The sequence below is a fragment of the Victivallis vadensis genome (assembly GCF_003096415.1).
In the GTDB taxonomy this organism is placed as follows: Bacteria; Verrucomicrobiota; Lentisphaeria; order Victivallales; family Victivallaceae; genus Victivallis; species Victivallis vadensis.
Map to the genome: position 1 here is coordinate 1 of NZ_QEKH01000062.1, position 11212 is coordinate 11212.

Consider the following 11212-nt stretch of genomic DNA (forward strand, 5'->3'; position numbering starts at 1 on the left):
GGGGGGCTACTTTTGAGAATTGGTGTGAAATAGATGAAAATGAGGGGGCGTAATCAGAAAATTACGCCATTTTGAAAATTGTTAGGACAGGTGTGGAAGGCCAAGTGGCATTTCTCCACGCTGGTGACATTTCTGAAGTGGAATCTTTTCGTCTATCGGGATTTACAGCAATGGTTGGATCAACCATTTACCAAACCACCGGAGCCGGATTTATTTCAACCAGAGTTCGCTTTTTAGGACAGCTGATTTACAACAAAGGGGGGCTACTTTTGAGAATTGGTGTGAAATAGATGAAAATGAGGGGGCGTAATCAGAAAATTACGCCATTTTGAAAATTGTTAGGACAGGTGTGAGCGTATCCATATAAATCTCCATCATTTCGTTCTTGAGCCCTTCATCGGAAGCTGTCCGGAATATCTCCCGCCAGCTTTTGTAATAAAAACCAGAATGAGGGACCTGAAGTAGCTTCAACTGACGATTCACGCTTAAATCCGAATTCCGATCGCTTATTTGAGCTTTTCTGGATTCAAGTTACAGATCAAGGACACATTTCGCAAAAAAATCATTCTCTTATTTTAAAACGCCCGATTTTCTTCTTAGATCATCCTCGGTATACGGTTTACTCTTTTTCCACTCAGCTTTGGACTGGAAAATCTCGGAAGCTCCTTCCATGAGTTTCTTTTTCCACTGCTGAACCTGCTTCGGATGAACCAGATATTTCCCGGTGATTTCCATCATGGTCAGTTTCCACGCAGCGCTTTCCAACGTCACACGGCGTTTAAATTTGGAACTATACGACTTTAATACTCCCCTTCCTCCCTTTCCAGGTTAATTTAACGGGCATTTTACACCAAGTCAAGTTGTCCCAAAAATGACGTTTGAAAACAGGTAGTCTGCATGGTATATTATCAATACATATTTATAGTTGTTATTTTAGATATTAATGATATGGATAAATGATTGCAAAAAGATGAGGAAGTTTTTTTGCTTTACACTTATAGAAATGCTGATTGTTATTTTCATCATATCCATTGGAGCGGCAATACTTTTCCCTGCCTTGAACCAGGCACGAAAGAAAGCAAGCGCTATCGTTTGCACCAATAATTTGAAGCAGCCGTTGACGATGCTCCAGATGTACAGCATCGACTATACAGAAATTCCGATCAAGTATTACTCGAAATCCCTGTTGGCGGCTGGATATATCAACGAACACAATTATTCGTTTTTAATTTGTCCGGATTGGGAACCACGCAAGGAACTCGGCGACCATCATCAAATGTACGGGATGCGCCAAACCCAGGAACTGACGTATTCGTTTGTAAAAATCGATAACCCATCCACCCATGTTTTACTGGCAGATTCCATCCGACTTGATCCGACGGATACGAAAGATGGCATGAAACAATATTTTATTTTCTATGGAACTGTCGGACAATACAAAAACAGAGTGCATTGCCGCCATAGCCGAAAAGCCAATGTCGGTTTTATGGACGGTCATGTAAAACCGTGTTCAGGAGAGGAATTGCAGAAATTACAATGTCCCAAATATTGTTATTGTCCCAATCCATGTTCGGAACATGCAGCGCTTTAGGTAAATGTTTCGCAATCAAACAGTGTTTACGAAGTAGAGAAAAGGCATGTCAATTAAAAGCAAAATACCAATAGCGCTGCTCATCCTGTTACCGGCTCTCTGGGCATCGTTGTTTGCAACAGAGCCGGTAATCATTACTCCGGAACGGCCGTCCGCACTTGCGTTTCCGCCCGGAGAAACGGTGCGCTATGCAGCAGAATTTCTGCGGTTTCATATTGAGGCCGCCACCGGGAAGAAACTTGAAATCATTCCGGAATCCGAGGCGGAGCGTCATCCGGCACGGATCTGGATCGGGAATACCCGGTTTGCCGCGAAAAATCTTAAAGAAATCTCTTTTCATCCGGAGGAACTGTTGATCCGTTCACTCGGAAACGATCTGATTTTATGCGGGGAAACCACGGCGGACGGCCTGGACCGGGGCACCTTATTCGCTGTTTACGAGTATCTGGAACGGGCTTTGGGCATACGCTGGTTTTTTGCGGATATTCCGCAGCTTTATCCGAACGGCCTCGGAACGGAGATTCCTGAAAGCAACGGGTTGAAGCTCACCGGCTGGGATATCCGGGAATTTCCCCGCTGCCGGCAGCGGGAGGGCGGCATAAGCTATTACTACGAACCGGCCGCAGTACAGAAGCTCTGGCATCCGGTACTGCGTTTCGGCTCCTCCCGGCCGCACCGCAACGCGAATCACACGCAGATCAACTGGTACAATCTCTATCACCAAACCCATCCGGAATATTTTGCAAAAAATGCAGCGGGAAAGACTGTATTCAACACCAGACTCCCGCACCGCAATTATATTTGCCCCGGCGAAACGGGCGTATTGGCGCAGATGATACAGAATATTGCCGATGCGGACGCCGGAAAACCTCCGGAAAAAGCCTGGGGACCGTGTCCGCCGGAAAAGAATTACGTTTATTTTGCCTTCAACGACGGCATGACGCTGCCGAAGACCTGCCACTGTTCAACGTGCATACGGCTGTTGCGGCCGGACGCGCCGGAGGCAGGCCAGGCCAGCGAGCTGGTCTTCGATTTCATCCGCCGTTATGCGGAGGCGATTCAGATTCGCTGGCCGGAGCGCTCGCTGGTGACGCTGGCGTTTCATCATTACCGGAAACCGCCGGAAAAAAGTGCGATTCCAGATAATGTAAATGTAACCTATGTTTCCAAATACATGCATTATGCCAATCACCCGGACCGCTGGGATGAGGAGACCTCTTACATCAGGGAATGGTCACGCCTGCTGAAAAACGATCCGGACCGTCTTCGTATCTGGCTCAATATCGTTGCCCCGGCCCAATACACATCGCAAGTGCCGCTTTTTTATCCGCATCTTTTCCGGAAATGGCTGCGGGCCAATCTGCAGTACAGCGACAGCTATTTCATCAACGGCCTGAATCCCTATCTGAAACGGCTGAATGCAGCAGCGCGCAGAAAAGCGATCGCCACTTATCCGATGGTCTATCTTCAGAGCCGTCTGCTCTGGAATCCCGATGCGGATATCGACGCCCTGCTCGAGGACTACACCCGCAAGCTTTACGGCCCGGCAGGGAAAACGATGCGGGAAATTTACCGGATCTTCTGTGAACGGTGGGAAAAATTCGCGATGCAGCCGGATGCCGACGAAGCCGGTTATATTCACTCGGTGCGTTATCCGCCCGATATCATCGCACAGATAAACGCTCTGTTCGCGCAGGCCGTCTCCGAGACGGAAGAAGACAGCGTTTACCGCCGCCGGGTTGAACTCTTCCGGAATCATCAATGGGTGCCGTTTATGGCGGAGGCCGGACAGCCCCCGGACGAAAGAGGGAAATAACCGTGCCGTCTTCCGAAATCCATCGCAAGCTGACCCGTTTTGCTCTCAGGCTTGTGCCGGAGCTGTTCGCGGGAAACAATACCGCAGCTCTTTCGGAACAATACTGCCGCCTTCCCGATCTGGCCATGACGGGTGATCCGGAAGCGCAGCGCTTTCTTTTTGAAAGGGATGGAATTCAATTCCATTATCTGCCGGATGCCCCGCTGGAGAATCTTTACCGGCATTATCGCGCGGCAACAGACGGCCGCCTGAAACGTTCACGCCCGTTTGTCAATCCGCACTATGAATCTGCATTGGCAGGCCTGACGCATTATCTGACCCTGATTCCGAAACTGCTGCGGGCGAACCGCATCGCCGATGCGATGAAACCGACGGGAATTCTGCTGCATGTGCTTCAGGACAACTCTTTCGGAATTCATACGCTGGAAGGGCCGGGAGGTACCGATGTCTTTTTCTTCGACCGCCTGAAGCTGTGGGAGAAATCGCCGTTTGAGACGCTTTGCCGGCTTGACTGCAGCAGTACGCCTCCCATTCTGCCGCGCTCCCCGGTTTCGCTTGGGAACTCACCGGAGGAAGCGGCTCTGCGCATTTACCGGCATTGGTGCGACGCCATTCGGCTCGGCAGGACATCCTGCGTAAAAGTTCTGCTGGCGGGCGACGCGGATATTTCCCCGATGACTGCGGCTTCTGTTCTGCTTTGTGCGGATGTCCTGCAGACAATCCTTGAATTGAGCCGCTGCCGGCAGAAGAAGGCAGCACCGCTGCCGCTGAATGAATTCGAGCCGTATGAGCCGCCGGGCCGCGGGATGGAAACGGACTCCGGTCAATCGCTTGCTTTTCCGGTAATGACAGAAGAACATCTGCTCTATCGTTTCCCGGCGGGTATTTTCACGCTGCTCTCGGCAGAACTGTCCCTGCCCGGCGACGGCTTCTGTCTGTTTGAATTGGTAAATAACGGAACCGTTGTTCAAAGCGGAAAGGTAAAATCGGGACAGCCGGTGAAACTGGAACTCGAATTTCCCCGAAATGAATGCGGATTCAGGTTTTATGCGGAACAGGATGCCGTCGGAATCATGTTGAAGTATCCGGAAGTTCATCGTGCCGTCGGGCGGACATGTTCGCCTCCGCGCCGATAATCAGCGGTGCGGAGACCTTCTTCTCATCATCCGCTTCTTTCAGGATTCGGGAAAAATGTGCGGCCGCTTCCTCTCCTACATGCATCGGACAGAATCCGACAGTGGCGATCCCCAGTTCATCCGTCAGCACGCGGGACGGGGAGGAATTCACCAGAAGCCGTCTGGACCCGTTCAAATCGACTCCGCGGCTGCGGAAATAATCATACAGTCCAAGACCGACGAAATCATCCGTCACCCAGAATCCGGTGTCCGGCGGCTCGTTCGCCAACCGTTCCGCCCAGGCGCGTCCAACTTCAACGGATGGATATTCCTTAAGATCAATCACCTCGACGAATGGCGGCGGAATGATGCTGCATTCGTTGCGCAGCATGATGATTTTCCGGCAATTTCCCGTCCGCCAGAATTGCATGGACTGTTCGACCAGTCCGGCAAAATCATAGAACACCGGATGGAAATTCGCAGGGAGCATCACATTCGCCGGCGGATTAATCACCAGAATCTGCCGCATGCCGTACTCCTGGCAGGCAGCAAGGACATCGCCGGCCAGGGAATTTCCGCACACGATTCCGGTGCTTGACCGCCAGTAGAAAGCCAACGCGCTTTCATCATTCAGCGCCTCCCGATAAATCACCTGGGCGGCTACGTCATTTGCAGAAAATCCCTGTACAAGCGCACTCAGGCGCAATTCAAAAAAATCGTTCAGTTTTTTGCGGTAATGGTGGTGAAGGAGCAGGACACGGCAACGCAGGGAGACCATTCTCCGCAATGATTCGATATCTCTGACGGTAATGCCTTCGCCTGCTTTGCATGAGATAATATCCTGTGCAGTCAGAAGAGCGACGGCCTTGCGGACCGTTGTGATGGAGGCAATATATTTTTCACACAAGTCATTTAATGTACAGAAAAAATCCCCGTCTTTCAGGTTTGCCGCCAAAATTTGAGCCGACACCTTCTCCGCCAGCCGCTTATAGAGTGGACGAAAACCCAGATTTTCCTGATGATTTGCGTTTTTTTTCACAAGAAACGGACAATTCCTCCTGCTGATTCATTATTATTACAATATAGCAGAGCTTCCGGAAAATACAAGTGCCGGACCATCAAAATACAAAAATAACTATTTTAGATATTATTGCCCTTGACATTGCCTGCTGATACAGTATATTATAGCCAAAGGATTGAAATGCGGCAACAGCTTATCCGGGGAAAAGAGAAATGAATTTACGGCAATTGTGGCAGACGGCATTGACGCTGAGCAGCCTGACTTTTCAGGCGGCTTCGGCGGACTGGTATGTATCGCTGTCAACCGGAAACAACAGAAATTCCGGAACCCGACAGGCTCCGCTGAAAAATATCTGGAAGGCAATCGAAATGGCGGCCGGCGGCGATACAATCCATGTGGCGGAAGGAAATTATCCGGGAAAAATGTCCTGCGGCTGGATTGACCTGAAGAAACCGGTCAGTCTGATCGGCGGCTACAATGCCGATTTTTCCACACGGGATCCGCTGGCTCACCACACAATGCTCCGCCCGAAAAACGAACAGAATGCCACCAAACCTGCTTTCGGGACGCTGACTGTAAAAACACGGAAATCCGGAGCAAACGCCAGTGTACTGATTGACGGCTTCATTTTCGATCATACCGCCGCAAACAGCTATCATCCGGCGGAGGGAAAACCGGAGGGGTTTTCCGACGGCATGCTGACAATTCCTCCGGCAAAAGGCAAAACCAGGTATCCCTCCATTGACAAAGCGTTGCTCAATGCGGAAACGGACGGTTCGCTTACGGTTCAGAACTGTCTTTTTCTCAACGGCGGCAACTACGCGATCCTCGCCGCGCATTTTTCCGGAACGGTCAGAATTCTGAACAATGTGTTCATCGGGAATCGCATGACGGCCGCTGACGTGAGAAGTACCAACGGCAAACCCGGAATGGTGGATTTTGAATTCGCCGACAACACGCTGCTCTTTACATGGACGCGGACAAAGGCCTTTGAGGACATGGGATTCGGAGTGCGGGCCAATGCCGATATGTCGACGAATATCCATCACAATATCATCGGCTTGAACACCATGTCCGGCTTCGACAACACGAAAGGCAGCGACAAGACCAAACAGGTCAGGCTGGACAATAATATCTTTTTTCTCAATAAGGCAGCGGATGTCACCGTTACAATCAGCCCTTCCATCAAATTCATGAAGGTGGAAGACGACGGTTTTGACGACCTGGGTGATGCAGACGGCATGGTGAGCGTCAAAGACAATATCGGGTTAAAAGATCCGGAGCTGTTCAAAGGCGTCATCGACATGAAGTATCTGGAGGCATTCCTGAATGCCACCTATTCCGAAGAGATCGATTACGATGAAAATTCACCGATGAACCAATTCCGCGCCGCGCTCGGACTGAATAAACAGGGAAAAATCACCTCCAAAGTATCCATGTTCGCCAATCCCTATCCATTTGACAGCGCGATCAAGTTTTTCGGAGCGGTTCAGGACATCGGGGCTCAGAAACCTCCGCAGGAAAGGCGATGAAAAAGGCCGAAGGTTCATTTGGGATCAGAGCCGTACAGCCGGCCGTCATGCACTCTGCGGCAGGCTGTGCCTCCCCCGCCGGAAGATCGGAAAGCACGGGAATACCGGCAGCAGCAGACGGCTGATCGTTTCAATGAAGCGATTATCGATTTCATAACGGAATCCATCTAAACAAAAAGGAAACAATTATGCCTCAGAAAGTAATCAGCAACTTCATCAACATCGTGACCGGGAAATATTTCTGTTTCAACGGCCGTGCCGGACGAGCGGAATTCTGGCTCTGGATTCTGGTCATGTTCCTTGTCAGTGCAGTACTCGGATTCATTCCCAAAATCGGAGCCATCCTCGGTTTGATCTGGACATTGGCAATGCTTCTGCCCAGCCTGGGGGTAACTGCGCGGCGTCTGCATGATCGGGATAAATCCGGATGGATGATTCTGGTCTGCCTTATTCCCTTCATCGGCACTTTGATTCTTCTGCTCATGTGCCTTCCGGAAGGAGAGAGAAACGACAACAGGTTCGGTTCTCCGACCAACTGAAAAACAGAGAAAAATATTCTGGAGAAAAAATGAAAAGAAATCTTACGCTGGCTTTGTTCTGTTCCCTTGTTCTGGGATGTTTTGCGGCGGAAACCATTTACCGCGGCGACTCCACCGACAAAAAAGATGTCATCTGCTACTATCAGAGCGGAAACTTTTACCGCGACGCGGCACGGAAGGAAATTCTTTACGCGCATCCGGGAAACATGGTCGCCAGGGAAGCGCCGAAGGCTTCTTCCGCCAACTGCATTTTCCGGCTGCAGGGCAACCGGATTTACAAGGGGTACTCCATTAACCGGGCGGACTGCCTGGGCACGCTGCTCGAAACGAAAACACAGCGCGGGAATGTCCTTGAGGCCGTGATCTACGACGGTTTCGTCACGTTCAAGGATACGGAGGAGAAACGCGAAGCCGGCGATATTACGATCCTTACCGAATATAACGTTCTGAAGGACGGGAAATATGTGCCGGGCAAGGTACTTTACACCATCAAAAACAACAGGATATATCGCGGTAATTCAACCGATGCCAAGGACTGCCTGCTGACATATACCGGAAATTTCACCAGTTCCCGGCTGCTGTTCATGGCAGTGGAATTAACGAAATAGCATGCTTGATTCTGCAAAAACGGAACTGGTTCAGAAAAAGGATCAGTTTCCGGTTCACTAAAATGAAACTGGGAGGCAATTCTGTCATGAAGCGAATATTATCCGGATTGAGCTGCTGGCTGGCTGTCAGCTTCTCGCTGTGCGGAGCGGAAAATCTTCCGTCTCTGATGCAGACGGGGAAGTACGATCAGGTAAAACATCTGGTGGAAACCGGCAGTGCGGATCTGGAAGCGACAGACCGTTACAACAGGACAGTGCTTCACTGGGCGGCGATTGCCAATGCCGAGCTGATTCCGCTGTTGCTGGAAAAAGGAGCCGCAATAGAAGCTGCGGATGGCAGCGGAATGACCCCGCTGCATCACGCCGTCAGTGCCCGGAATACAGCGGCAGTGGAAAAACTGCTTGCAGGAAAAGCCGACATCAGGGCAACGGACAGAGCGCAGAATACCGTTCTCCACTTTGCCTGCCGGGGAAAAGATCCCAAACCGGAAATCATCACGCTGCTGCTGAAAAACGGGGCTGATGTCAATGCTAAGGACAGCAGCGGGACAACGCCCTTCATGCTCGTCAACAGTTCCGACAGCTACAATGCAGAAGTCATCAGCGCCATATTCAATGCAAAGCCGGACGTCAACGCACAGAACAGCCGGGGAGAAACTGCATTGATGCTCTGCATCCGGAAGTTCACCGCACTGAATCCGCGGATTCCGGCTTCGATGCTCGCCATCCCCGGAATCAAACCGGATATTCAGGATAAAGACGGCAATTCCGCCATGCATATTGCCGCCGCGTTTCGTGCCCATCAGCAAGAAGCCTCCTATGTCGTTGATGTTCTTGGAAAAAAGAAGGCAAATCCGAATCTCCAGGATAAATATGGGCGGACTCCATTGTTTCTGGCGCTTGAGGCAAACAATGCCCGGACCGTTCACTTGCTGCTTGACAAATTCGGTGCCGATCCCAATCTGAAACACAATGACGGCAGCTGTCCGGTTTTGCTTGCCGCTCAGCGGAATGATATTCCGCTGCTGAAAGCACTGATCAGTAAAAAAGCTGATTTGAATGTCAAACGTAGCGATGGAGCCACTCCTTTGGTTCTGGCTTTAAGAAAAAATGCAATGCGTGATTTTCTGACAGCCTCCGGCGTTGATCTGGAAACCGATGTGATGGACAAAGGTATGAAAATTCTGCATTTCGCCATTGAAAACTTCAGAGACGGCGAGCCGGCACGTTATCTCCTTGAAAAAGGAGCAAACCCCGATTCCACGGATATGTTCAACGATACCCCGCTGCATTACGCCGCCCGCTGCCGCAATCTTGCGGCAGCCCAAGCGCTGCTGGCCAAAAATGCCAATCCCAACAGGCAGAATAAGAAAGGGGAAACTCCGATTTTCCTTGCGGCGAACCGGGGAGACGCGGCAATTGTAAATCTGTTGTTGAAAAACGGCGCAAAGCCGGATATAAAAAATAAGAAGGGCCAATCTGTATTGGACTATGCCGGCGGCGATACGCGGAAATTGCTGCAAGAAGCTGCCCAACAGTAATTTGATGATAGAATCCTGCTTTTGAATATTTCAGGAAACAATCATTCAAAAGGCATGTCTCTGGCGATATCGGTTTTATTGGAAAACGCGAAAAGGAATTCGTCCATTTCGCATTTTAAACGTGCTAACATATAGGAAAGGCACAAGTATGAAAAAATCGTTTCTTTTCGTCGGCGGCGCGGTTCTTGCGTCGGTTCTTTTCTCCGGTTGCGCCGGAGTCGGTACCAACAACGGCGCGGTTACCCTTACCGGCGCCGGAATGAACATTTACAGTGAACTCTCAAGCAATGCGATGATTCCGCAGTATGCCGCGCAGGATTATACCGTAGTCAAGCGCGATGTGAAAGCGACTGCGGAGCTGAAAAGCATCTTTACCGCATTCAACTTCGGAGATGCTTCCTATGCGACCCTGAAAGCCAGGGCATTGGAACAGGCGCCCGGCGCGACCGATCTCACGGATGTAAAGATGGATTACAAGCAGAACTGCATCTGCGGCATCAATACCGTGGTTGTGACGATGACCGCTACAGCGATCAAATACAACAAATAAACTGCGGTTTTGCATATTTGAATTTTCTAGGAAAAGTTTTCCTAGAAAAGTATATGCCCAGTGAGCCCCATGGTGAGGGGAGATATCGCGGAGAGCTTTGGAAAAAATTAGAGCTAGGAGAAAATGATGCCGTCTGGCGGTCAACCGCCAGACGGCAATCTTTTGCTATTTTCCATCAAGATTTTCATCCTGCATATACTACACCATGGGGCTGGCTGGGCGGTTACCCTCCAAATTTAGAGTTCCGGAGGCAAGGTAATCTCACATCGGGAGGATTTCTAGCCTGAATATTGCATGAAGTTCCCAATTTTGAGAAAAATGCTTTTCCGGAGCCTGTAGCTTGTTTTTTCAAGAATATTCATCCTTGTATTCCGTAAATCGGCCATACTCCCCCTTTCCCCCGTTGTTGATCCGCAAGCCGGGGACAGCTCTCTAGGCGATTATTCCATGGCAATGATCTTTGCGGCGATCAAGCGCAACAGTTCCTGATTCGGACAAGCGCTTGAAAGAGCGACGTAGACTTTTCTGGTATTGCGACGAATGACAGCACCGATTTTCACCAGGTATAATCGGATGCTGCCACAGGTTGCCTGAGCCAATTTTGTTCCATTCAAAAGCAAGGTTCGAAACCGTTCCATAAGAATGTACGCCAAACTTGCAAGCAAAAGTCGGAATTGATTTGCCGCAAAGTCATGGCAGCTCGTCCGATCAGCGAAAAGATCCAGCTGCTGTTCCTTGATCCTGTTTTCCATCTCTCCTCGGGCGCAATAGACTTTTTCATAAAGATATTGTCCATCATCCTCAGATAATGTCCCAAATTTTGTGATGGGATGTGTTGTTTGACAAGGTTGCATCTGCCTTTTATTTTGAGTAACTCAAAATCTCAACATAAAGGGAAT

At 50.0% G+C, this 11212-nt stretch carries 11 protein-coding genes; 8 read left to right on the plus strand and 3 right to left on the minus strand.

Annotation, left to right across the window (positions count from 1 at the left end; translation table 11 throughout):
• Nucleotides 1–570 precede the first annotated feature (570 nt).
• The gene (locus C8D82_RS21445; RefSeq protein WP_165833231.1) at nt 571–738 is read right to left on the minus strand and encodes a hypothetical protein; all 168 of its coding nucleotides are present in this window, start codon (nt 736–738) and stop codon (nt 571–573) included.
• 232 nt (nt 739–970) lie between these two features.
• Between C8D82_RS21445 and C8D82_RS21450 the strand changes: the two genes are divergently transcribed.
• The 3 genes from C8D82_RS21450 (at nt 971) to C8D82_RS20040 (ending at nt 4543) form a co-directional block, all read left to right on the plus strand.
• Nucleotides 971–1591 carry a prepilin-type N-terminal cleavage/methylation domain-containing protein gene (locus tag C8D82_RS21450; protein WP_147835344.1) on the plus strand — a complete coding sequence of 207 codons (621 nt, stop codon included), beginning with the start codon at nt 971–973 and terminating at the stop codon, nt 1589–1591.
• A gap of 181 nt (nt 1592–1772) precedes the next feature.
• Nucleotides 1773–3407 carry a DUF4838 domain-containing protein gene (locus C8D82_RS20035; protein WP_165833232.1) on the plus strand — a complete coding sequence of 545 codons (1635 nt, stop codon included), beginning with the start codon at nt 1773–1775 and terminating at the stop codon, nt 3405–3407.
• Between the two features lie 2 nt (nt 3408–3409).
• Nucleotides 3410–4543, plus strand: a complete 1134-nt coding sequence (locus tag C8D82_RS20040) for a hypothetical protein (protein WP_116886073.1) — start codon at nt 3410–3412, stop codon at nt 4541–4543.
• On the opposite strand, the gene C8D82_RS20045 is transcribed toward C8D82_RS20040, so the two are convergent.
• Nucleotides 4479–5561, minus strand: a complete 1083-nt coding sequence (locus tag C8D82_RS20045; protein WP_165833233.1) for a GntR family transcriptional regulator — start codon at nt 5559–5561, stop codon at nt 4479–4481. The two genes, C8D82_RS20040 and C8D82_RS20045, sit on opposite strands and share 65 nt — an antisense overlap.
• 194 nt (nt 5562–5755) lie before the next feature.
• Between C8D82_RS20045 and C8D82_RS20050 the strand changes: the two genes are divergently transcribed.
• From C8D82_RS20050 to C8D82_RS20070, 5 genes are all read left to right on the plus strand, one after another.
• On the plus strand, nt 5756–7075 hold the full coding sequence (locus tag C8D82_RS20050; protein ID WP_116886075.1) for a right-handed parallel beta-helix repeat-containing protein: 1320 nt from the start codon (nt 5756–5758) through the stop codon (nt 7073–7075).
• Nucleotides 7076–7263: 188 nt separating this feature from the next.
• A complete protein-coding gene (locus C8D82_RS20055; protein WP_116886076.1) occupies nt 7264–7614 on the plus strand; it encodes a DUF805 domain-containing protein in 351 nt (116 codons plus the stop codon).
• A gap of 29 nt (nt 7615–7643) precedes the next feature.
• Nucleotides 7644–8222 carry a hypothetical protein gene (locus C8D82_RS20060; RefSeq protein ID WP_116886077.1) on the plus strand — a complete coding sequence of 193 codons (579 nt, stop codon included), beginning with the start codon at nt 7644–7646 and terminating at the stop codon, nt 8220–8222.
• Between the two features lie 86 nt (nt 8223–8308).
• On the plus strand, nt 8309–9763 hold the full coding sequence (locus tag C8D82_RS20065; protein WP_165833234.1) for an ankyrin repeat domain-containing protein: 1455 nt from the start codon (nt 8309–8311) through the stop codon (nt 9761–9763).
• A gap of 148 nt (nt 9764–9911) precedes the next feature.
• Nucleotides 9912–10313 carry a hypothetical protein gene (locus tag C8D82_RS20070; RefSeq protein ID WP_116886079.1) on the plus strand — a complete coding sequence of 134 codons (402 nt, stop codon included), beginning with the start codon at nt 9912–9914 and terminating at the stop codon, nt 10311–10313.
• Nucleotides 10314–10753: 440 nt separating this feature from the next.
• Here the strand turns inward: C8D82_RS20070 and C8D82_RS20075 are convergent, their stop codons facing one another.
• Nucleotides 10754–11167 (minus strand): transposase, encoded by a 414-nt coding sequence (locus tag C8D82_RS20075; RefSeq protein WP_222707341.1) that lies wholly within the window; start codon nt 11165–11167, stop codon nt 10754–10756.
• Nucleotides 11168–11212: the final 45 nt, after the last annotated feature.

Excerpts from the sequence above, each read along its gene's own strand:
- C8D82_RS21445 (WP_165833231.1), bottom strand. The coding sequence starts at position 738 with ATGATGGAAATCACCGGGAAATATCTGGTTCATCCGAAGCAGGTTCAG.
- C8D82_RS21450 (WP_147835344.1), top strand. The coding sequence starts at position 971 with ATGAGGAAGTTTTTTTGCTTTACACTTATAGAAATGCTGATTGTTATT.
- C8D82_RS20050 (WP_116886075.1), top strand. The coding sequence starts at position 5,756 with ATGAATTTACGGCAATTGTGGCAGACGGCATTGACGCTGAGCAGCCTG.
- C8D82_RS20055 (WP_116886076.1), top strand. The coding sequence starts at position 7,264 with ATGCCTCAGAAAGTAATCAGCAACTTCATCAACATCGTGACCGGGAAA.
- C8D82_RS20060 (WP_116886077.1), top strand. The coding sequence starts at position 7,644 with ATGAAAAGAAATCTTACGCTGGCTTTGTTCTGTTCCCTTGTTCTGGGA.
- C8D82_RS20065 (WP_165833234.1), top strand. The coding sequence starts at position 8,309 with ATGAAGCGAATATTATCCGGATTGAGCTGCTGGCTGGCTGTCAGCTTC.
- C8D82_RS20070 (WP_116886079.1), top strand. The coding sequence starts at position 9,912 with ATGAAAAAATCGTTTCTTTTCGTCGGCGGCGCGGTTCTTGCGTCGGTT.
- C8D82_RS20075 (WP_222707341.1), bottom strand. The coding sequence starts at position 11,167 with ATGCAACCTTGTCAAACAACACATCCCATCACAAAATTTGGGACATTA.